Consider the following 20,113-nt stretch of genomic DNA (forward strand, 5'->3'; position numbering starts at 1 on the left):
AATGAGGGTTAGAGACCGGCGATCGCGACACGATGTTTAAGCGAACGAGGCGGTGGCGCGTGCCGACGAGCAGCCGTCAGGCTGCGAGTCGCACGCGCGAGGGAGTCGCTGGCGGCGGAGCCGCCGGCGACGAGGCTGGGGAGGCGTGAGATGCTGTGCGGTTGCGGTCGGGTGGGACTCAAAGGGGCAGCCGTGAGGGCGGCGCAGGCGACGTAAGCACCACAACGAAGGAGCGGAAGCGACTGAGCGAGGAGCGCAGCGAGCGTGCGCCGCCCTCACGGCTGGGGCTTTGGAGGTGTTCACGACCACGGCAGTGTAACCGACCCCACCCTACTTCGCTCACCGCGACGAGTTCGCTCGTGGAGGGTGGGGCTTTGATGTGGGACTCGCCGTCAGTTGTCGCCGGGAAGGAAGCTGATCGTAGTCGTCACTCAGCGCGTAACGTTCGAAAGGAATTATGCGTGGGTGCTGTCGTAGAGACAACACCGTGCATCGTGGGGGTGTACCCCGTGCGATGCGTGGGACCGGATTTGAACCGGCGGACCTCTACAGGACAGCGCCCTCAACGCTGCGCCGTTGGCCTGGCTTGGCTACCCACGCTCGCGGTGTTCTGTCGCGTCTTCACGTACCCTTCCCCTAATTAAAAGCCCTTCCATTCGCCGGGACCGTGTCGGAGGTTGGCACCGATCGAGAGGACACACAACGAACGACCCGCCGGAACCGACCCCGTCGGAAGCGGCCCACCGGAACCGGCACGCGTTTGGGAGTGGCGACCGTCCGATCGCCCATGTCCGAGTGGGCCCGCGAGAACGTCCCGTTGCTGACCGCCCTCCTGTCCGCCGCCGCGCTCGCGCTCGTGTTCGGCGCCGTCGGCGGCGCGATTCCGAGCGGCGTGCTTCCGCGCGCGAGCGACGCCGTCCTCGCCGCGCTCCCGCACCTGAACGCCGCAATCTCTCTGGCCGCAATCGCCACCATCCTGCTCGGCTGGCGGGCGATCGCTCGGGGGAACGTCGGCCGCCACAGGGCGCTCATGCTCTCGTCATTCGGGCTGTTCGTCGCGTTCCTCGGTAGCTACCTCTACCGGCTGATCCTCGTCGGGACCGTCGAGTTCCCCGGTCCGGAGACCGTCTACACGTACGTCTACCTCCCGTTCCTCGCGGTCCACATCCTGCTCGCGATCGCCTGCGTCCCGTTCGTCTTCTACGCGCTCCTGCTCGCCGCCACCCGGCCGTACGAGGAGCTGTATCACACCCGACACGCGCAGGTCGGGTTCGCCGCCGCGGCCCTCTGGCTGGTCTCCTTCACGATGGGGATCGGCGTCTACCTCATGCTGTATCACGTCTTCTGACGCGGACCATCGGCGCCCGGGTGAACGATCGCGCTACTCCTCGTTCGCCATCTTGTGGGCCGCGTAGAACAGCGGCACGAGCAGCGCGCCGGCGAAGCCGAAGCCGAGCGCGAGCGCGCCGATGTCGCTGGCGGTGAGGTCGCGGCCGCCGGACCCGCCGTCGGTCGCGTTTCCGCCCGACCCCCCGTCTCCGCCGTCTCCGCCGTCTCCGCCGTCCCCCCCGTCTCCGCCGTCTCCGCCGTCCCCCCCGTCTCCGCCGTCTCCGCCGGGCGTTACGAGGTCGTCGTCGACCGATCCCACCGCGACCGCGCCCTTCATCCCGACCGCCTCGTGGGGGACGCAGACGTAGTTGAACGTGTCGCCCTCCTCGGCGTCGTCGAAGGTGTGCTCGAAGGTGTTCCCCGCCTCGCCGATGGGATCGCCGCTCTCGAACGTCCCGTCGTTGGCGACGACGTTGTGGTCGCCGCCCTCGCCGGTCCACTCCCAGACGACCGTCGTTCCGGGGTCGATCAGGATCGCGGCCGGGCCGAACTTGAGGCCGTCGACCGCGCCGACCTCCACCGTGACCTCGTCCTGCCCGGTGTAATCGTGGGTGCCGTCGTAGTTGTCGACATTGTCCAAGAAACCGTCGTACTGGGCGGCCGCCCCGCCGGAGCCGGCTGCGAGGCCGGTCGCGACGGCGGCGCCCGCGGCGCCGACCCTGAACAGCCCGCGGCGACTCATCGTCGTCTCGTCGGCGTTGGATCTCATACCCCCATCTCCCGTCGTGCGCGTATTTAAGCTCCCGATACGCGGCGCCGGAAAACGACCGGCTCGGGGGAGTGGAGGCCGCCCGCCGCCCGATCAATCGTCGGCCGGGGTCGCTCCGGGGGCGGCCCCCTCGACGTCGCGGTCCGTCTCCTCGCCCTCCACGTCGAACGGGTACTCGCCGGTGACACACCCCAGACAGAGGTCCGCGCGGCTCTCGCCGAGCGCGTCGGCGACGGCGTCGATCGAGAGGTACGACAGCGAGTCGGCGCCCACCTCCTCGCGGATCTCCTCCGTGGACGCGTCGGCGGCGATAAGCTCCTCGCGGGTCGCCATGTCGATCCCGAAGTAGCAGGGGGCGACGATCGCCGGCGCGCCGATCCGGAGGTGGACCTCCTCGGCGCCCGCCTCGCGCACCAGCTCGACGAGCTGGGTCGACGTGGTCCCCCGGACGATCGAGTCGTCGATGATCGTGACCGACTTGCCTTCGACGGTCGACTTGATCGGGTTGAGCTTCAGCCGGACCGCGCGCTCCCGCTCGTCCTGGGTCGGCATGATGAACGTCCGGCCGACGTAGCGGTTCTTCATCAGCCCCTCGGCGAACTCGATGCCGCCGTCGCCCTCCGGTCGGAGCTCCCCGTCCGCGGTCGTCTCGCCGGCCGCGTCGGCGTAGCCGGACGCGAAGGCCCGCCCGGAGTCCGGAACCGGCATCACCACGTCCGACTCGACGCCGGACTCCTCCCAGAGCTTCCGGCCGAGCTTCCGGCGCACCTCGTAGACGAGGCTCTCGTCGATCACGGAGTCGGGACGGGCGAAGTAGACGTGTTCGAAAAAGCAGTGGGCGGTCGACTCGCTCTCGACCAGCTGATACGTGTCGTAGCCGCTTCCGTCGGGGTCTAAGACGACCAGTTCGCCCGGGCGCACGTCTCGGATCAGCTCCCCGTCGAGGGTGTCGATCGCGGCCGATTCGCTTGCGAGCACGTACCCGCCGTCGATCTTCCCGAGACATAACGGGCGGTTCCCGAGGGGGTCGCGCACGCCCAACACGGTGTCGTCGTGGGTGATCGCCAGCGAGTAGGAGCCGTGGATGCGGTTCATCGTGTGTTTGACCGCCCGCACGAGGTCCTCTTCGAGGAGGTTGCGCGCGAGGTCGTGGGCGATCACCTCGGTGTCGCCGTCGGAGGTGAACGCGTGGCCCGCCGCCGCGAGCTCCTCGCGCACCTCGTCGGCGTTGACGAGGTTCCCGTTGTGCGAGAGCCCGAGCGACCCGGACTTGAACGAGACCGAGAACGGCTGCGCGCAGCTCTTATCGAGGCTGCCGGCGGTCGGGTACCGGACGTGGCCGATACCGGTGCCGCCCGACAGCGACTCCAGATCGCCCTCGTCGAACGCGTCGCCGACGAGCCCGCGCTCGACGTGGCTGTGCTGTTGGAACCCGTCGTGCGTGACGATCCCCGCGGACTCCTGTCCCCGGTGTTGGAGCGCGTACAGCGCGTAGTACAGCGGTCGCGCGGCCTCGCGGTCAGCGAGCGAGACGCCGACGACGCCGCACTTCTCTCGCGGCTCGTCAGCGGTGTTGTCCCCACCGGCTTGCATATACTCGTCGGTGGGGCGTGAGTCGGTAAAAACCCTCGTGTTCGTGGCACAATAGCTCGTTTATACTCTGAATATATGCACAGGAGTGGATCAAGGTTGGCAGATTCCCCGACGCGACGACCGCGTTGTTCCCCCCACGACGACCGCGTTGTTCCCCCCACGACGACCGCGTTGTTCCCCCCACGACGACCGCCTACTCCCTGCCGACGTACTCGTCCAATCGCTCGAAGTACGCCTCGCGGGGCACCTGGTAGGCGGCCCGGTAGTCCACGTCGCCGGCGGCGAACCGCTCCGCCGCGTCGACGGCGGCGGCCGCGCCGGCCTCGCGGCTCTCACGCGTCTCCGAGACGGCCTCGATCTCGGGCTCCAAGAAGAGGACGACGTGCCACTCGTCGGTCGCGTACTGGCCCGCTCCGGGCCGGGCGTTGCGCGCGCCGTTCGTCAGGTAGATGGTCGGGAGACACTCCGACGGGAGATCGTCGCCGCCGAAGACGTCCGGGCGGTACACGAGGATCGCTCGGCCGCTCGGCTCCTCGTTCCACACCCGCCAGCCGTCCGGTAGCGCCTCGAAGCTCATGGGCGGAGTCGGGGGCGGAGGCTTGAAAGGGTCGCGCTCCGGGCGGGGGTCGGTCGGCGGGGTCGACCTCGCAGTTCGGAGTGCGCTCACCGGATCTCGTCGATCAGTGCGGCGGCGGCCTCCGCGACGATTTCGTCGCAGGGACGCCCCTGCCAGAAGTCGAGGTCGTCTCTGCCGATCGACTGAACGCCCCAGGGGATGACCCGGCTTTCCTCCGGCGTCCCGCCCTTGGCCCATCCGTCGGGCGGTACCTCGATGAGTCCGTCCATCCACGACCGCGTCGTCAGCGTGAGCGCGATGTACTGGTCGCCGTGGAACGGACGCCCCTCGTGGTTCGAGAGGATCAGCCACGGTCGCGCGCTCGCGTCGGATTTGAACGGGTCAGCACCGTACACGACATCGCCACGCTCGAAAATCGGCGCGTTCGCGTCCGTCACTGGCTCTCGTCCGTCGCTTCGGTCGGGTGCGGCTCGTCAGGCGCGTGCTCGTGCCAAGCGTCTCGGTCTTCCTCGCCGAGCCGATCGTTGAACAGCGCGGTCGCGCGCTCGTACCCGTCATAGTCGCGGAGCCGCTCTTCGTCGTCGCTCACCGCCCAGTACGTGGCCTTGTGTTCGACGAGCCCACGGTCCTTCAGCCGTGAGAGCGCCGTACTGACCGTCCCGTCGTCGAGATCGACCCGCGAGGCTATCTCGCGCGCCTCGAACGCGCGATCGCCGTGTGCGGCGAGAAATCCGAGGACCCGCTGCGGGGCCGAGAGTTCGGCAAGATCGTCTTCGCTCGCGGTTTCGAACGTTTCGCGGTCGATGGACATCGCGCGTAGGTATTGCGTGTGATGCGTTATGAATGTTCGGAGCGAAAACAGCGTTACGAGTGTAAATACGGAGGCGAGAGTCGGGTCAGGCCTCAGACCGGAAGCGGCTCAGTCCACGATATCGGAGCCGCCCGGCGGCAGGAACTCCTGTAGCTGGTCCGCGCTCGCCACCTTCCGCACGAACGAGGTGTCCTTGAACCGCCCTTTCAGCTCGCGGTACACCATCATCGCGGCGTCGTTCTGCGCGTACATCCCCGGCTCCACCGTGACGCTCGTCGCCGCGCGGTCGACGATCGCCGAGGGCGGCCCGCCGATGGCGCGCGTGACGGGCTCGCACTGGACGCCCACCGCGATCCGGCAGGGCACGTCCTCGAAGTAGGTGCGGTCGCCGCGGATCACGAAGCTGCCCTTCTCGATGTACTCGCCGCTCTCGGGCGTCTTCGACACCTGATCGGGCTCGACCATGTACGCGTCGCCCGCGCCGCGCCCGTCCTTCCAGTCCGAGGAGTAGGAGACGGCGAACTGCGCGGCCTCCCGCAGCGTTTCCTCCGAGAAGTCGACCGGATCGGCCGACTCCGAGGGACCCGCCGCCTTCAGGAGCGTCACCGGCCCCCCGTGCGCCTGCGTGTGGAAGAACCGGTCGTGTTTGCCCATGTACTTTTTCACCAGCTCCTCGTTCTGGTCGGCGTTGCGCCCGCCGATGACGAGGTACCCCGTCGAGGTGCGGAACCAGCGGAACCGCTCGAACCAGTCGTCGGGACTCCGGATCGGGATCGAGGAGCGCGAGAGCCAGTCGGTCTCGTACTCCTCGTCTTCGTCGTCGCCGCCGTCCTCGCCGTCGGCTCCGGCCTCGTCGCCCTCGTCCGCCGCCGCTTTCGCCTCCCACTCGGCCTTCCGCTCTCTGACCGCCTCAAGATCTTGCCGGGTCGACTCGATCGCCTCCATCGCGCCCTCCTTCTTCCCCTCGATCCGCTTGGCCTCTTGGTAGAGGCGGTCGGCGTTGACCTCCACGCCCGCGCTCGCGTCGAGTTCGACGCGGGTCGTCCCCCCGTCGTCGCTCTCACCGTCGTCGCCGAGTTCGACGGTCACAGTCCCCTCGCCGCCGTCGATGTCGACGACGGCCTCCGCCGCCGGAATCCCCCGCTCGGCGCCGGCGTCGAGGGTCTCCCCGATCTCGTCCCACGGGACCTCGTTCTCGCGGGCCTCCTGCACCGTCGAGAGCACCTCGTCGACGAGGTCGTACCGGGCGTACAGCAGCTCCGCGCGCTCGCGCTCAGCCTCGGCCTGCTCCTCGAACCCCTCGATCGCCCCCTTCTGCTGTTCGATGATCCGCTCCTGTTTGGCGATCTCCTCCTCGAAGTCGGGCCGCGAGGCGCTCGCGTCCGCGGGGGCCTCCCCCGCGTCGGTCTCCTCGCCTTCGAGCCGGTAGAAGTACTCGTCGACGGCGGCGTTGAAGGAGTCGAAGCCGACGCTCGGGAGCCCCTCGTGTTCCGTGAGCGGGAAGGGCGTGACGTCGACGACGCGGGGGTCGCGGTCGTCCGTCTCGTCGTCGGACAGTTCCTCCTCGTAGACGCGCGGGTCGATGTCGCCGGAGCGGAGCCGCTCGCCGATCCGGGAGAGCGCATCGTGGAGCGCGCGGAGCTGGTCGTCTGTGGCCTCGTCGATGGGAGTCTCCTTTTCGACAGCCGCGCGGGTACACACCTCCTCGGCGTAGAGCCCGCCGAGGTTGAGCTGCGTGGCGAGGGTCCGCACCACGTCGCTGTCGGACTCGCGCATGTGGCGTTCGAACCCGCCGAGGCTCACGTCGAGGGGGTTGAGCCGCGAGGCGGGGTACTCGTACTGCGCGCCGGGCGCGACCGTCCGGGACTTGAGTCGGACCGTCGACAGCGACCCGACGACCTCGCCGGTCTCGTCGAGCGCGGCGATATTCCCCTGTCCGAACAGCTCGGCGACGAGCGTCGTGTTCTGGTCCTCGCGCTCGAACTCGAAGGTGAGGATGCGGTCGAACTCGTACTGCTCGACGCCCGCGAAGTCGGCGCCGGACAGCCGATTTCGGAGCATCTTCGCGAAGTTCGGCGGCCGACCGGGGGCGTCCGCGACGTTGTCGGGGTCCGCGACGTGGGCGCGTTTGATGTCTCCCACCTCGATCATGAGTTCGACCCGCCCGCGGTCGAAGTCGCGGAGCTTCAGCCGGAGCAGGTCGTCGTCGTAGAGGTACGCCTTGTCGACCTTCGCGCCCTCGTACCGATTGAGCTCGGTGACGAGCGCGCCGAGGTCGATGCTCGACAGCTCCCGCTTCTGGTCCATACACGACAGAGACTCGCGGCCCGGAAAAAGGCGTGTCGTTCGCCCGGTACCGCGAGGCCGATCTCAGTTCCAGACGGTCTCGTAGCCGGCATCGGCGATGACGCCGTCGCTCGTGATGATCGCGTCCGTCTCGCGCGAGCGGTGGCTCGCGACGATCAGAGCGTCGTGAATACTCAGTTCGCCGACGATCTGAGCGTACTCGGCCAGTTCGGCTTCGTCGACCGATGCGATCGTGACCGGTCCGTTACCGACCAGCGCCTGACGGGCGTCGTCCGGCGTCCCGGTGAGGGTGAGGCCTCGGACGTCTTTGTCTCGGGAGACGGCGTACAACACTTCCGCGATCGCCGTACTCGGGGCGTGAACGATCGTCTCTCCGGCCTCCGCCTCGGCGAAGATCCGGTCAGCGGTGCGTGGAAGCGCGTCGACGAGGTAGGAGAGAAGCGAGACCGCGTCGGCGGTGTACACCGACACGTCAGGCCTCTTCGTAGTTGCGGTCGCGGCGATCGCGGACGCGCTGCGCCAGCTCCTCGGCGACCGCTTCGCGCTCTTCTCGGGAGGTGTCGTCGGGAACGAGCATTCCCCGGCCGCCGGTACGCGTGCGCTTTTTGACGACGATCCCCTCGTCGGTGTCCAACCAGATCACCTCGTCGCCGGGCGCCAAGTCGTACTTCTCCCGGAGGGATTTCGGGATCGTCGCCTGCCCCTTCTCCGTGATCCGCGTCGACTTGCTCATGCGCGGTAATACACGTCGTAATACCTTAGTGTTGCGGGGAGGAACAGCCGGCCCGGAAAGCGGCGTGTCGTTTCGGGGCCAGGGGGTGAGCGAGACGGAGCGGTCGGCCCTGGCTACAGCCGCTTCGACACGTACGGCCCGTCTTGGTGGTAGCCGAGCTTGGTCCGGTAGTACTCGCGGGCGCCGATGCCCGAGATGATCGCCAGTTTGCGGTAGCCGGCGTCGCGGGCCAACTCCTCGGCGCGTTCGAGGAGCTTCGTCCCGTACCCCTGATGCTGCCAGTCGCCGTCGCCGCCGATGGCGACCTCGCTGCCGTACACGTGGAGCTCGCGGATCAGCGCGGCGTCCTCCAGCTCGCGCCGGATCGCGTCGTCCTCGGTGCCGGGCGCGCCGGGCTGGTCGGGCGCGAAGGAGGGGAACCGCAGGCGACAGAACCCGACGAGCAGGTCGCGGACGGGGTCCTCGAAGGAGATGAACTGCTCCGTCCCGCCGCCGGCCTCGTAGGTCATCACGTCGAGTTCCACGTCGTCGGGGTCCGGATCGGCGTCGTTGTGACCGACCTCGCGGGCGCGGATGTCGCGTTGGGTGATCCCCTTCTCCTCGGCTCGCCGGTCCGCGAGCTGTCGGAGGTTCGACTTCCAGACGCCGCCCTCGATGAAGTCGGCCGGGATGTCGCGCTGGACGCGCTGGAGACGCGTGTACTTCGGGATCTGGTCCATCGCCTCGGCGACCACGTCGGCCGCCTCCTCGTTCGAGAGCGGCTCGAACGAGTCTTGGCGCCACCGGTCGTACACCCGAGTCCCCTCGACGACGAGGGTCGGGTAGATCTTCAGGTAGTCCGGACGCCAGTCGGGGTTCTCGAACAGCTGGCGGAAGTCCTCGATACACATCTCCCGCGTCATTCCCGGCTGGCCCGGCATCATGTGGAAGCCGACCTTGAACGCGGCGTCGCGCAGCCGGCGGTTAGCGTTGCGGGAGGCCTCGTTGCCGTGCCCGCGGTGCATCTCGCGGTTGATCCGCTCGTAGGTGGTCTGGACGCCGACCTCGACCTTGGTGCCGCCGAGATCGAGCATGCGGTCGATCTGTTCCGGATCGCACCAGTCCGGCTTCGTCTCGAAGGTGGTGCCGATGTTGCGGATCTCGTTGGTCTCGTTCTCGGCGATCACGTCTTCGAGGTACTCGAACTCGGTCTCCTCGGGAGCGGGCGCGAACGACTCCCCCTCGGCCGGCTCCGGCTTCTCGTCGAGGTCGTAGTCGTTCATCGCCTGTACGGCGCGCTTCACGAACCACTCTTGGTAGTCGTGCGAGCGCGCGGTCATCGTCCCGCCCATCAGGATGAGCTCCACCTTGTCGACCGGGTGGCCGATCTTCCGGAGCTGTTCGAGCCGGAGGGTGACCTGCCCGTACGGGTCGTAGTCGTTCTGCTCGCCCCGGGCCGCGGCGGGCTCGTGGCCCGTGTACGACTGCGCGGAGGAGAACTCCGAGGCCGGCCCGCCGGGACAGTAGAGGCACTTCCCGTGCGGGCACAGCTTCGGCGAGGTCATGATCGCGACCGGCGAGACGCCGGAGGCGGTCCGAACCGGCTTCCGGCGGACGACCTCGATCACGTCGTCGCGGGCCTCCGTGGGCGCGTGGTCCAAGATCTCGGTGTTCTTCGGGACCTTCGGCGAGGAGAACTCCGAGCAGGCGTCGAGCTTGGCGGACTCCAGGTCGTCGCGGTCGATCTCGCCCGCGAGGATCCGGTCGACGAGGTGCTCGCAGGTCCGGACGAACGCCTCGGTTTCGGTGTCGGCGTCGGACTCCTCTCCGGGAGCCCCGTCACCTGCCGCGTCGGTACTCATTACCCTTCGATCGACGGGTTTCGGGGTTAAGCGTGTCGCACCCGCGCGCCGATCGGAGACGCCGGAACCGGCTACCCCAGAGTATATTAACTAGTGGTATGACTTAGTAATCAATGACGGCGACACAGATCCGGCGGGCACGAGACGGAGAGATCACGCCCGCGATGGAGCGCGTGGCGGAGCGCGAGAACCGCGAGCCGGAGTTCGTTCGTCGGCAGGTCGCCGACGGGCAGGCGGTGATCCCGAACAACCACGCCCACGACTCGCTGGATCCGATGATCATCGGCAGGGAGTTCTCGACGAAAGTCAACGCCAACATCGGCAACAGCGAGACGACGAGCGACCGAACCGAGGAGCTCGAAAAGCTTCACGCGGCGGTCCACTACGGCGCCGACACCGTCATGGACCTCTCGACGGGCGAGCGCCTGGACGAGACCCGCGAGGCGAACGTCGCGTACTCGCCGGTTCCGGTGGGGACGGTTCCGATTTACGAGGCCGTCAAGCGAGCGGGCGACCCGGCCGACATCACCCACGAACTGCTGCTCGACGTGATCGAGAAGCAGGCCGAACAGGGCGTCGACTACATGACGATCCACGCGGGCGTGCTGCTGGAGCACCTGCCGCTGACCGACGGTCGCACCACCGGGATCGTCTCGCGCGGCGGCTCGATCCTCGCACGGTGGATCGAGGAGAACGGGACGCAGAACCCGCTGTACGCGAAGTTCGAGGAGATATGTGTGATCCTCGCGGAACACGACGTGACGATATCGCTCGGTGACGGCCTCCGTCCCGGCTGCCTCGCCGACGCGAGCGACGAGGCGCAGTTCGCCGAGCTCGACACCCTCGGAGAGCTCACTCGCGTCGCGTGGGATCACGGCGTGCAGGTGATGGTCGAGGGTCCCGGTCACGTCCCGATAGACGAGATCGCTGACAACGTCGACCGGCAACAAGAGGTGTGCGACGGCGCGCCGTTCTACGTGCTCGGTCCGCTCGTGACCGATATCGCCCCCGGATACGACCACGTCACGAGCGCGATCGGCGCGACCGAGGCGGCGCGGGCGGGCGCGGCGATGCTCTGCTACGTCACGCCGAAAGAACACCTCGGCCTCCCCGACGCGGAGGACGTGCGGGACGGCCTCGCGGCGTACCGGATCGCGGCCCACGCCGCCGATGTCGCCACCGGGCGTCCGGGGGCGCGCGACTGGGACGACGCCCTCTCGGAGGCGCGCTACGAGTTCGACTGGTCCCGGCAGTTCGACCTCGCGCTCGACCCCGAGCGCGCGCGGTCCTACCACGACCAGACGCTCCCCGGAGACAACTACAAGGAGGCGCGGTTCTGTTCGATGTGCGGCGCGGAGTTCTGCTCGATGCGCATCGATCAGGACGCCCGCGACGCGGACGGCGAGATGGCCGCCATCGGCGGGGACACGGACCTCGATGCGTCCGACGCCGCTGCGGTGAACGTCCCGCCGGTCGGCGCGCACGACACCAGTCGCGTTCCGGACGAGATCGAGATCGACGGCGTCACCTTCACGCCGGAAACCGGCCGCGCGGACGACTGATTCGTCACCGAACGTCACTCTCGAACGCTCTCGCGTTCGTCGACTGGACCGCCGACCGGATCCGCCCGTTTTACGTCGGCCGGACCGTACCACGGGAGCGTGCTACGTAAGGACCTCCTGCGCGTCTCGCGGGCCGGCGGCGGCTACCGCCCGCGCTTCGCGACCCGCGAGCACCGCCCCCTCGCGGCGCGGGTGCTCGGGACCTTCGAGTCCCACGTCGGGGAGCGCCGCGGCGACCTCGACGACGCGTTGGCGGCGCTGGAGGCCGACGCCGCCGACTCCGGCGGTGACTTCAAACTCGTCCGCGGGCTCGCGGCGCTCGTCGAGCGCGAGTGCGTCTTCGAGACGCGGGCGCCGGTCCCGCCGCGTCGCGTCCGGCGGGCCGCCTTCGAAGCGGCGGAGGCGGTGGGCGTCGCGAGCGAGGCCGAGCGCGAGACCGCGATCGACCGCGCCGCCGACGCGCTCGGCATCGGGTCCGAAGGCGTGGAGGCGTCGCTGTACGCCGACCGCGACGTCAACGAGGTCCTCGTCGACGCCGACGTGCGGTGGGACCCGGACTCGCTCCTCGAACAGTACGACCTCTCGCTGGCCCAGACCGCCCTCTTCGACGCCACCGAGGTCCGGGTGCGATCGAACGACCCGAAGCGGCTCGTCTCCGCGGTCAAGCGGCTGCGGCTGATGTACGAGCTCGAAAAGACCCCCGAGGGCCGGGAGCTGGTCGTCACCGGGCCGGACGCGCTGTTCTCGCGCACACGGCGCTACGGGACCGCGTTCGCGCGGCTGCTCCGGACCGTCGCGGAGTCGGCCGAGTGGGAGCTTTCGGCGACCATCGACGACCGCGGGCGTGAGCGCACCATGCGCCTCTCCGACGGCGACGTGACGGTTCCGGGCGTCGAGCCGGTCGCCGAGCCCGACTTCGACAGCGGGGTCGAGGCCGACTTCGCCGGGCGGTTCCGCGGGCTCGACCTCGACTGGACCCTCGTCCGCGAGCCGGAGCCGCTCGAAACCGGAAACCGGGTGATGATCCCCGACTTCGCGTTCGACTACGACCACGCCGACTTCCGGCTGTTCTTCGAGGTCATGGGCTTTTGGACCCCCGAGTACGTCGCGAAGAAGCTCTCACAGCTCGCGGACGTGGAGGACGTGGATCTGCTGGTCGCCGTCGACGAGAGCCTCGGCGTCGGCGAGGCGATCGCCGCCCGCGACCACCGCGTCGTCACGTACTCCGGGACCGTCCGCGTGAAGGGGGTCGTCGACGTGCTCCGCGAGTACGAGGCGGAGTTCGTCGCCGACGCGGCCGCAGACCTCCCCAACGCTCTCTCGCCGGACGCGGACGCGATCGGGCTCGACGACCTCGCAGACGCGCACGGCGTGAGCGTCGAGGCGATCGAGGACAAGTCGTTTCCCGACCACGAGCGGGTCGGTCGGACCCTCGTGCGGCCCGCGGTCCTGGAGTCGGTCGGCGAGGAGCTGGAAGCCGGGATGTCGCTCTCGGCGGCCGAGTCGATCCTCGACGAACACGGCGTCGACGACGCCAGCGCCGCGCTCTCGCGGCTCGGATTCCGGATGGAGTGGGAGGGGCTCGGCGGCGGGACGCTGCGGGAGAAGGGGGAGTAGGCGCGAGAGACCAAGACAGGTAGCGCAGACCGCTGGCAGCGACGCGGTATTTAAGCCACGGGCGAGATGCCGACGATCGCTTATAAATGACCGAGGTGGTGGCGCGTGCCGCCGAGCGCCCGGAGGGCGCGATGGTGCACGCGCGAGGGAGTCGCTGGCGCCGCGGCGCCAGCGACAGGGCGAGAGCGAAGCTCTCGCTTGCAACCGGACGCAGTCCGGTGACGAGGCTGGGGAGGGGTGAGGCCGTGCGGTTGCGGGCGGGTGGGACTCAAAGGGGCAGCCGTGAGGACGGCGCAGGCGACGGAAGCACCGCAACGAGGGAGCGATAGCGACTGAGTGAGGAGCGCAGCGAGCGTGCGCCGTCCTCACGGCTGGGGCTTTGGAGGCCTTCACCGCGTTGTCGACGACGTATAAACAGCCGCCGGCGACACCACTCGTTCACTTATAAATAACCGATCCGCCACAGTGATTCACGTACTCCCGCTATCACTCACTACCGTTCCTGTACTGAGCGATTCGGGACAAAAAATGTCAACTTCTGAGAATTTCAACAAGCCGAAAATCTTCACAGCCGATTCGCTATCGACTATTTATAAACGAGCGAGCGATTCGCCGCCCCGATCCCTCACTCCACGACCGGCAGGTTCGCCCGGCTTCCCTTCGGCACCACCGAGCGCAACTCGTCGTAGAGGTACAGCCCCACGCCGATCGGTGCCTGCTCGCCGGCGACCTCGTGAGTCGCGATCAGGTACCCCCAGTCGCCGTCCCACTCGGGGAGATCTTGGTCTTCGCCGGCGACGAACCGGGACGCCTGCTCGGGGGCGAGTTCGATCGCGTTCTTCGTCGCGAGGTGGCCGAACCGGGTGGCCGCCCGAGTCGTCGGCTTCCAGTGCTCCTGTCGCGTCCGGAGGAACGTCATCCCGATCGCCTCCACCGCGCTGGGGTCGGTCGCCTCGCCGTTGAAGATCCAGACCTTCCCCGCGCCCTTCTCCCAGAAGCTGTACCCCTCGAAGACGCTCGGGTCGATCCCGAACCGCTCCTCCCACCAGTCGAGTACCTCCCGCCGGCTCGCGCGACCCTCGACCTCGCGGTCGGCGGGGGTCGCGGGGAGCCGGTCGAACTGCTGGCCGTCGTTGGTGGGGCCGTCGTTGGTGGGGGCGTCGTCGGTCACGCTCCGACCCCCGTGGTCTCGGTCCCGCCCACGCGTAGCTTCGCGCAGAAGAACCCGCCCGTGTCGTTGTGGTGCGGATAGATGCGGTGCGCGCGCGTCACCGACTCGTCGAACGTCTCGCCGTCCCACTCCGTGACGCCGGGGACCGTGTCGAGCGGGAGGTCGAACGCGACGATCTCGCAGTCCTCCGCCTCCAAGACGTGGTCGAGCACCGCCTCGTTCTCCTCGGGCGCGAACGTGCAGGTGGAGTAGACGACGGTCCCGCCGGGACGGGTCGCCTGCACCGCGCGCGCCAAGACCCCCTTCTGGATCCCGGCGACCGCGTGGACGTGATCGAGGGTCCACTGATCGAGCACGTCCGGGTTCTTGCGGCAGGTGCCCTCGCACGAGCAGGGCGCGTCGACGAGGGCGCGATCGAACTCGTCGAACGCGAGCGGCTTCGTCGAGAAGTTTCGCGCGTCCTGGTTCGTGACGATCGCGTTCGTGATCCCGAGGCGCTCGGCGTTGTGCCGGAGCGCGGAGAGCCGCCCGAGGTTGTTGTCGTTGGCGACGACCGTCCCCTCGTCGTCCATCGCGTCCGCGATCTGGGTGGTCTTGCTGCCGGGCGCCGCGCAGGCGTCCCAGACGCGCTCGCCCGGCTGCGGGTCGAGCGCGAGCCCGGGGAGCACCGATACCTCCTCCTGCCCGTGGGTCCAGCCGTGGACGTACGGCCAGTTTCTGCCGGGGTTGCCGTCCGGGAGCCGAAAAAGACCGTCGTGCCAGTCGACGGGCTCGTAGGCCACGCCCTCCTCGTCGAAGGCCTCTCGAACGCGGACCGGCGAGGCCGCCATCTCGTTCACGCGGACGACCGACGGGAGGGGGCGGTCGCAGGCCGCGCGGAACGCGTCGACGTCGTCGACGAGGGCCTCGTAGCGGTCGAGGGGATTCATGACCGTCCTTGCGCGCCGGGCGGTTAGTCGGTTTCGGGACCGGGACGGGGGCGGGGGCGGGGCGATAGCGTTCCTGCTTCAGTTCGGGTCGTACGGGTCCACAGCCGTGTCGAGCCGATAGACATCCGAGACCGTATCGAAATCGTCGTCGAGGGCGTAGAGGTAGTCGAGCCCTTCCGTCTGCATGTACACGGCGAGACACGCGTCGACGAACGAGAGCGTCTCGTGCCGTCTGAAGAGTGCTTTCGCGGCAGCAATCGCGTCCGCCGTGAGAGATTCGACGTAGAACCGGGTGTTCTCCTCGATCCGATCGAGGAGATCGACGGCCGCGTCGTGGCCAGCGTGCGTCGTGAGGCCGTTGAGCGTTTCCGCGAGCACGTAGTCGAGGATCACCGCTTCCGGCAGGGATCCGTCGTCGACCCCGCGGAGAATTGGAAGTGCGATGTCGTGGGAGCTATCGCGTCGATAGGCCGCCGCGAAGAGAACCGTGGTGTCGATGAGCGCGCGGGGCATTCACTCGGCGTCGACGCCCCACATGTCGTGGTCCGCCGTTACGTCCGTCGCCTCCGCCCCCTCGTATCCGTCGAAGTCGCTGAAGGTCCCCGATCGCCGTTGGACGACGTGGACGCGGACGGTTCCGTCGTCTTCGAGATGCCAGCGGAGTTGATCGCCGTCGTCGATGTCTAGTTCCCGGCGAATCCGGGCCGGGATGTTCGCTTGATTCCCCGACACCTTGCTTTCGGCGTCGACCCGATCGGTGCTCATGCCAACCAGTACGAGATCGGCCGTGAAAAATGTAGTGTTCCGGCACACTTCTGGCCGCACAGACGCGACGGCGTCCGCGGGTTCCGCCCCACCTTTAGGTCGACGGCGGGAGTACGCGAGCCTATGGCACGCATCTCCGTGCTCGACAACGAGGTGTCGCTGGACGAGCCGACGCTGGTCGAGGGGTTCCCTGGCGTCGGGCTCGTCGGCAAGATCGCGACGGATCACCTGATCGAGGCCCACGACATGGTCCACTACGCGAACGTCCAGTGCGACGGGCTCCCGCGGGTGGCCGTCTATCACGAGTCGGACCCCTCGCTGACGACGCCGGTGCGGCTGTACGTCGACCAGGAACGCGACCTCGTCGCGCTCCGCAGCGACGTGCCGGTGAACCCCGGCGCCGCGACCGAGGTCGCCGGCTGTCTCGACAGCTGGTTCTCGGAAAACGGTGCGTTCCCCGTGTTCCTCTCCGGACTCGGCCGCGAGAAGGACGAGGCGCCGCCCGACCTGTACGGCGTCGCGACCGGGAACGGCGGCGGGGCGCTCTCGCGCGCCGAGGTCGAGGAGCCGCCGGAGTCGGGGCTCGTCTCGGGGCCGACCGGGGCGATGCTGGCGGAGTCGCTGGAGCGCGACCGCGACGCGGTCGGGCTCGTCGTCGAGTCGGACCCGCAGTTCCCCGACCCGGAGGCGGCGCGGGTCCTCATCCTCGACGGTATCGACCCGATCGCCGGAACCGAGACGCCCACCGAGGGGCTCGTCGATCAGGCGACCGAGATCCGGAACGCGAAGCAGGCGTTCGCGAAGCGGATGCAGGAGGCGACCGAGGAGAGCTCGCAGGCGGAGCCGCTGAAGATGTTCCAGTGAGGGGCGGCGGTGCTCGGCGCCGCGGCCGAAATCGACCCGTCAGTCCCCGCCTTCAAGCTCGTCGAGGATCGGCCGGTACTTGAGCTGGACCTCGTCCCACTCGCGGTCGGGGTCGGAGTCGGCGACCAGACCGACGCCGGCGAAGAGGGTGGCGCGGCGGGGCGTCGTCACCGCGGACCGGATCGCGACCGCGAACGCGCCGTTGCCGGCGGCGTCGATCCACCCGACCGGCGCGGCGTACCAGCCGCGGTCGAACGGCTCCGTGTCGTGGATCGTTTCGAGCGCGCGGTCCGGGGGAAGCCCCCCGACCGCGGGAGTGGGGTGGAGCGCCTCGACGAGGTCGAGGACGTGGCGGTCCGCGTTCAGCTCGGCCGTGATCGGAGTGTGGAGGTGTTGGACCGTGGCGAGCCGCCGGACGCGACGCGCGCTCGCGGAGATGGAGGCCGCGAACGGCTCCAGCTGCTCGCGGACGGTGTCGGCGACGAGCTCGTGTTCGTGGACGTTCTTGGCGTCGTCGAGCAGCTCCCGCGCGAGCCACTCGTCTTCGGCCGGCGTCTCCCCGCGGCCGGTCGTCCCCGCGAGCGCGTCGGTCTCGACGGTGCGGCCGCGCAACGCGACCAGCCGCTCCGGCGTCGCGCCGAAGAAGGCGCTCCCGCCGGCGTCGGGCTCGAAGTAGTAGCGGTGGCAGTCCGGGTACTTCTCCGCGAGCCGGTCCAGCGTCGCCGCCCGCGGGAACTCCGCGGCGAGATCCGCCTCCAGCGCCTGCGCGAGCACCACCTTCCGGAGGTCGCCGCCGCGGATCCGACCGACGGCGGCCTCCACGCTCTCGCGCCACGCCTCCCGGCTCGTCGTCCGGCGGGTCCCCGCGATCCCGGGCCGCGGCGGGCGATCCGCTGCCGATGCCTCCGCGAGCCCCGCGATCCGGTCGCGTTCCTCGGCGAGCCGTTCCTCGACCGCGCTCGGATCGACGTCGTCGCCGACCGCGTTCACCGTGAGCCACGCGCCGTTGTCAGCGAACGTGACCTGCACGCGCGGGAGGACGAACCGCGCCTCCGGGAACGGCCCCCACGGGTCGCCGTCGCAGCCCCCCTCGTGGAAGGCGAACCCGCCGAACAGCCGGGGGCGGGCGGCCTCGGTCCCGGCGTGGACGTCGCCGGAGTCGAACAGGTCGTCGGCACCTGCCCGGATCTCCGCGAACCGGTCCGGGCCACTGGCGGTCAGCGTCGCGGCCGCGTCGCTGGCGAGCACGAGCGCGTCGTCGGGGGCGTTCCACGTCGTTCGCGGCGCCGGGAGGGAGTCGAACGCGGCCGCGAACGCGGGTGCGTCGATCCCGGTCGTGCGACTAACGAGGGTCGAGGCCGGGGACGAACGCGCCCGTTCCATTGGTTTCGGGTCGGGACCGGGGACCCTTTATCCTGACTATCCCGGGGAATCCGCGAACGAGGATGTGGGCGCGGTTCAGCTGTAGCGTTCCTCGTTCCACGGGTTCGCGGTGTCGCTGTAGCCGCGCTTCTCCCAGTAGCCGAGCTCCTTCTCCGTGAGGAACTCGACACCGGAGACCCACTTGGCCCCCTTGTAGGCGTACTTGTGAGGCGTGACGACCCGGATCGGACCGCCGTGGTCGGCGGGGAGATCGTCGCCGTCGAACCCGTAGGCGAACAGCACGCCCTTGCGGGTGCACTCCTCCAGCGAGAGGTTGGTCGTGTAGCCGTCGAGCGCGTGGAACAGGACGTGGTCGGCGTCGTCGCGGACGCCCGCGCGCTCGACGATTTCGCCGAACTCGACCCCGGTGAACGCGCAGTCGAACTTGCTCCAGCCGGTCACGCAATGGAAGTCCTGGCGCTGGGTCACCGACAGGAGGTCGCGAAACGCGGAGAGGGAGTACGTGAGCGGGTCTTCAACCGCGCCCCAGACCTCGAACTCGAACGTCTCCGGGTCCCACGAGGGCGTCCCGCTCTTCGAGAGCACCGGGAAGCGGTCGGTCTCGCGCTGTCCCGGCGGGAGTCGATCGTCTCCGTACTCGCGGTAGAGGTCCGTAAGGTCCTCGACCGCGTCGGGGTCCGCAGTGTCTGCGGGGCCTGCGGCGTCGGATGCGCCGGCTTCGGTCATGGTCGCCCGTACGGCCCCGCGTCACCTATGGATGTCGTTCTCGCGGAAGCGGCGACGGGCGCGCCCGAAGCATCGGATAGATATGTTGGGGAATATTCACAAACTCCGATATCAAAAATAGATATTCGGTGTTTTAGAACTCAAATTCCAAAACTGCCCGAAATCGGTTTCTAATATCCGTAGCATCGACGCCACATTTATATACCCATTCCCATTACTCCCGTGCAGGAAATGCCACAAGTAGAGATAACCGTGCCGGAGCATCTGGAGATGCAGATCGCTCAGATGGTCGAGCAGGGGGAGTTCCTCAACCGCGAGGAGGCGGTCGAAGAGCTCCTGTCGACGGGGATAAAGGCGTTCAAGACGAGCGGTCCGCGAGACGAGGAGGACTCCGGCGGGTTCGAAGACGAGGGCATGATGGGCCACGAAGACGAGTACGTCTTCTGAGGGAGCGCGCCGCTCCGCTTTGTCCCGGCCGGTTCTGGTCTTCCCGTCCGACGCCTGTTCCGATCGTCGTTTTCCGGCCTGCTTCGTCCCCGTACCGCCCACGCATCGTTCCGCTGTCGTCCCCGTACCGTCCACGCATCGTTCCGCTGTCATCCCCGCACCGTCCACGCATCGTTCCGCTGTCATCCCCGCGTCGTCACCGATTCGTTCCCGCTGTGTGTTGGTGGGCGTGAGTCGAAACGCTACAGAACCGTGCGTATACCCCTCAACAACGCTTAAAGGGTATACGACCCGTATCAAGGGACATGCACAAAGACGAGCTCCTCGAACTCCACGAGCAGATGGTGACGATCATGGAGCACTTCCGCAACCACGAGACCGTGGACGGCTCGCTTTTCGACCCGTACGACGAGCTGGACGTCGATCCCTCTCACGTCCACAAATCGAAGAGCGAACACAAACACGCCGTGTTCGTCCTCGGCAACGCCCTCGCGAACGCGATGAGCGAAGACGAGTTCTCCCCCGCCGGTCGCGTGGGCAAGCGGATGAAGGAGCTGGCCGACGACGCCGAAAGCAAGATCTGAGCCGGCGACACCGCCGGATTCCGGACCTCCTCGCGACCGACGCGACCGCGATCGGCACAGTCTCAGATCGGGACCGACCCGCGAACTCTTAAGCGCTCGGCCGCT

Annotated in this window: 21 protein-coding genes and 1 tRNA gene; 6 read left to right on the forward strand and 16 right to left on the reverse strand. The window is 68.5% G+C overall.

Annotated features, from left to right (window positions below):
- Positions 1–515: 515 nt before the first annotated feature.
- Positions 516–600 (reverse strand) — tRNA-Leu (locus tag ESO89_RS08335).
- A gap of 187 nt (positions 601–787) precedes the next feature.
- On the opposite strand from ESO89_RS08335, the gene ESO89_RS08340 reads away from it, so the two are divergent.
- Complete coding sequence (locus tag ESO89_RS08340; RefSeq protein WP_128905076.1) at positions 788–1,348, forward strand: DUF420 domain-containing protein; 561 nt, start codon at positions 788–790, stop codon at positions 1,346–1,348.
- A 33-nt stretch (positions 1,349–1,381) separates the two neighbouring features.
- Here the strand turns inward: ESO89_RS08340 and ESO89_RS08345 are convergent, their stop codons facing one another.
- From ESO89_RS08345 to ESO89_RS08385, 9 genes are all read right to left on the reverse strand, one after another.
- Positions 1,382–2,098, reverse strand: coding sequence for a halocyanin domain-containing protein (locus ESO89_RS08345; RefSeq protein WP_128905077.1), 717 nt, complete (start codon positions 2,096–2,098; stop codon positions 1,382–1,384).
- 93 nt (positions 2,099–2,191) lie between these two features.
- Positions 2,192–3,691 carry an amidophosphoribosyltransferase gene (purF, locus tag ESO89_RS08350; RefSeq protein WP_128905078.1) on the reverse strand — a complete coding sequence of 500 codons (1,500 nt, stop codon included), beginning with the start codon at positions 3,689–3,691 and terminating at the stop codon, positions 2,192–2,194.
- Positions 3,692–3,884: 193 nt separating this feature from the next.
- Positions 3,885–4,268, reverse strand: coding sequence for a DUF5820 family protein (locus ESO89_RS08355; protein ID WP_128905079.1), 384 nt, complete (start codon positions 4,266–4,268; stop codon positions 3,885–3,887).
- An 86-nt stretch (positions 4,269–4,354) separates the two neighbouring features.
- A complete protein-coding gene (locus tag ESO89_RS08360) occupies positions 4,355–4,705 on the reverse strand; it encodes a type II toxin-antitoxin system PemK/MazF family toxin (protein WP_128905080.1) in 351 nt (116 codons plus the stop codon).
- Complete coding sequence (locus tag ESO89_RS08365; RefSeq protein ID WP_128905081.1) at positions 4,702–5,079, reverse strand: MarR family transcriptional regulator; 378 nt, start codon at positions 5,077–5,079, stop codon at positions 4,702–4,704. The genes ESO89_RS08360 and ESO89_RS08365 overlap by 4 nt, the downstream gene beginning before the upstream one ends.
- A gap of 108 nt (positions 5,080–5,187) precedes the next feature.
- Positions 5,188–7,386 (reverse strand): ribosome rescue protein RqcH, encoded by a 2,199-nt coding sequence (rqcH, locus tag ESO89_RS08370; protein WP_128905082.1) that lies wholly within the window; start codon positions 7,384–7,386, stop codon positions 5,188–5,190.
- Between the two features lie 63 nt (positions 7,387–7,449).
- On the reverse strand, positions 7,450–7,857 hold the full coding sequence (locus ESO89_RS08375) for a type II toxin-antitoxin system VapC family toxin (protein ID WP_128905083.1): 408 nt from the start codon (positions 7,855–7,857) through the stop codon (positions 7,450–7,452).
- A 1-nt stretch (position 7,858) separates the two neighbouring features.
- A complete protein-coding gene (locus ESO89_RS08380) occupies positions 7,859–8,119 on the reverse strand; it encodes an AbrB/MazE/SpoVT family DNA-binding domain-containing protein (protein WP_128905084.1) in 261 nt (86 codons plus the stop codon).
- Between the two features lie 113 nt (positions 8,120–8,232).
- On the reverse strand, positions 8,233–9,960 hold the full coding sequence (locus tag ESO89_RS08385) for a tRNA uridine(34) 5-carboxymethylaminomethyl modification radical SAM/GNAT enzyme Elp3 (RefSeq protein WP_128905085.1): 1,728 nt from the start codon (positions 9,958–9,960) through the stop codon (positions 8,233–8,235).
- A gap of 113 nt (positions 9,961–10,073) precedes the next feature.
- Between ESO89_RS08385 and thiC the strand changes: the two genes are divergently transcribed.
- Positions 10,074–11,522, forward strand: a complete 1,449-nt coding sequence (gene thiC, locus ESO89_RS08390) for a phosphomethylpyrimidine synthase ThiC (RefSeq protein WP_128905086.1) — start codon at positions 10,074–10,076, stop codon at positions 11,520–11,522.
- 99 nt (positions 11,523–11,621) lie between these two features.
- Positions 11,622–13,139 carry a DUF790 family protein gene (locus ESO89_RS08395; RefSeq protein ID WP_128905087.1) on the forward strand — a complete coding sequence of 506 codons (1,518 nt, stop codon included), beginning with the start codon at positions 11,622–11,624 and terminating at the stop codon, positions 13,137–13,139.
- A 625-nt stretch (positions 13,140–13,764) separates the two neighbouring features.
- On the opposite strand, the gene ESO89_RS08400 is transcribed toward ESO89_RS08395, so the two are convergent.
- From ESO89_RS08400 to ESO89_RS08415, 4 genes are all read right to left on the reverse strand, one after another.
- Positions 13,765–14,310 (reverse strand): DUF7122 family protein, encoded by a 546-nt coding sequence (locus ESO89_RS08400; protein WP_128905088.1) that lies wholly within the window; start codon positions 14,308–14,310, stop codon positions 13,765–13,767.
- A complete protein-coding gene (locus ESO89_RS08405; protein ID WP_128905089.1) occupies positions 14,307–15,239 on the reverse strand; it encodes an RsmB/NOP family class I SAM-dependent RNA methyltransferase in 933 nt (310 codons plus the stop codon). The genes ESO89_RS08400 and ESO89_RS08405 overlap by 4 nt, the downstream gene beginning before the upstream one ends.
- A gap of 78 nt (positions 15,240–15,317) precedes the next feature.
- Positions 15,318–15,752 carry a PIN domain-containing protein gene (locus tag ESO89_RS08410; protein WP_128905090.1) on the reverse strand — a complete coding sequence of 145 codons (435 nt, stop codon included), beginning with the start codon at positions 15,750–15,752 and terminating at the stop codon, positions 15,318–15,320.
- Complete coding sequence (locus tag ESO89_RS08415) at positions 15,753–16,004, reverse strand: AbrB/MazE/SpoVT family DNA-binding domain-containing protein (protein WP_128905091.1); 252 nt, start codon at positions 16,002–16,004, stop codon at positions 15,753–15,755.
- A 123-nt stretch (positions 16,005–16,127) separates the two neighbouring features.
- On the opposite strand from ESO89_RS08415, the gene ESO89_RS08420 reads away from it, so the two are divergent.
- Positions 16,128–16,868 (forward strand): proteasome assembly chaperone family protein, encoded by a 741-nt coding sequence (locus ESO89_RS08420; RefSeq protein WP_128905092.1) that lies wholly within the window; start codon positions 16,128–16,130, stop codon positions 16,866–16,868.
- Between the two features lie 39 nt (positions 16,869–16,907).
- Here ESO89_RS08420 and ESO89_RS08425 read toward each other — a convergent pair whose 3' ends face one another.
- Complete coding sequence (locus ESO89_RS08425; RefSeq protein WP_128905093.1) at positions 16,908–18,251, reverse strand: isochorismate synthase; 1,344 nt, start codon at positions 18,249–18,251, stop codon at positions 16,908–16,910.
- A 75-nt stretch (positions 18,252–18,326) separates the two neighbouring features.
- Positions 18,327–18,977 (reverse strand): molybdopterin-dependent oxidoreductase, encoded by a 651-nt coding sequence (locus tag ESO89_RS08430; RefSeq protein WP_128905094.1) that lies wholly within the window; start codon positions 18,975–18,977, stop codon positions 18,327–18,329.
- 231 nt (positions 18,978–19,208) lie between these two features.
- Between ESO89_RS08430 and ESO89_RS08435 the strand changes: the two genes are divergently transcribed.
- Together ESO89_RS08435 and ESO89_RS08440 are read left to right on the forward strand one after the other, a co-directional pair.
- Positions 19,209–19,424, forward strand: a complete 216-nt coding sequence (locus ESO89_RS08435; protein ID WP_015910219.1) for a DUF7120 family protein — start codon at positions 19,209–19,211, stop codon at positions 19,422–19,424.
- 305 nt (positions 19,425–19,729) lie between these two features.
- Positions 19,730–20,008: a UPF0058 family protein gene (locus tag ESO89_RS08440; protein ID WP_128905095.1), complete on the forward strand. Its 279-nt coding sequence runs from the start codon at positions 19,730–19,732 to the stop codon at positions 20,006–20,008.
- Positions 20,009–20,113: the final 105 nt, after the last annotated feature.

The organism is Halorubrum amylolyticum (genome assembly GCF_004114995.1).
Taxonomy (GTDB): Archaea; Halobacteriota; Halobacteria; order Halobacteriales; family Haloferacaceae; genus Halorubrum; species Halorubrum amylolyticum.

Bases quoted from the DNA above. Each gene is read 5' to 3' on its own strand.
- ESO89_RS08420 (WP_128905092.1), top strand. From the start codon at position 16,128: ATGGCACGCATCTCCGTGCTCGACAACGAGGTGTCGCTGGACGAGCCG.
- ESO89_RS08340 (WP_128905076.1), top strand. From the start codon at position 788: ATGTCCGAGTGGGCCCGCGAGAACGTCCCGTTGCTGACCGCCCTCCTG.
- ESO89_RS08410 (WP_128905090.1), bottom strand. From the start codon at position 15,752: ATGCCCCGCGCGCTCATCGACACCACGGTTCTCTTCGCGGCGGCCTAT.
- rqcH (WP_128905082.1), bottom strand. From the start codon at position 7,386: ATGGACCAGAAGCGGGAGCTGTCGAGCATCGACCTCGGCGCGCTCGTC.
- ESO89_RS08355 (WP_128905079.1), bottom strand. From the start codon at position 4,268: ATGAGCTTCGAGGCGCTACCGGACGGCTGGCGGGTGTGGAACGAGGAG.
- ESO89_RS08435 (WP_015910219.1), top strand. From the start codon at position 19,209: ATGCCACAAGTAGAGATAACCGTGCCGGAGCATCTGGAGATGCAGATC.
- ESO89_RS08430 (WP_128905094.1), bottom strand. From the start codon at position 18,977: ATGACCGAAGCCGGCGCATCCGACGCCGCAGGCCCCGCAGACACTGCG.
- ESO89_RS08380 (WP_128905084.1), bottom strand. From the start codon at position 8,119: ATGAGCAAGTCGACGCGGATCACGGAGAAGGGGCAGGCGACGATCCCG.
- ESO89_RS08425 (WP_128905093.1), bottom strand. From the start codon at position 18,251: ATGGAACGGGCGCGTTCGTCCCCGGCCTCGACCCTCGTTAGTCGCACG.
- ESO89_RS08405 (WP_128905089.1), bottom strand. From the start codon at position 15,239: ATGAATCCCCTCGACCGCTACGAGGCCCTCGTCGACGACGTCGACGCG.
- thiC (WP_128905086.1), top strand. From the start codon at position 10,074: ATGACGGCGACACAGATCCGGCGGGCACGAGACGGAGAGATCACGCCC.
- ESO89_RS08440 (WP_128905095.1), top strand. From the start codon at position 19,730: ATGCACAAAGACGAGCTCCTCGAACTCCACGAGCAGATGGTGACGATC.
- ESO89_RS08345 (WP_128905077.1), bottom strand. From the start codon at position 2,098: ATGAGATCCAACGCCGACGAGACGACGATGAGTCGCCGCGGGCTGTTC.
- purF (WP_128905078.1), bottom strand. From the start codon at position 3,691: ATGCAAGCCGGTGGGGACAACACCGCTGACGAGCCGCGAGAGAAGTGC.
- ESO89_RS08415 (WP_128905091.1), bottom strand. From the start codon at position 16,004: ATGAGCACCGATCGGGTCGACGCCGAAAGCAAGGTGTCGGGGAATCAA.
- ESO89_RS08385 (WP_128905085.1), bottom strand. From the start codon at position 9,960: ATGAGTACCGACGCGGCAGGTGACGGGGCTCCCGGAGAGGAGTCCGAC.
- ESO89_RS08365 (WP_128905081.1), bottom strand. From the start codon at position 5,079: ATGTCCATCGACCGCGAAACGTTCGAAACCGCGAGCGAAGACGATCTT.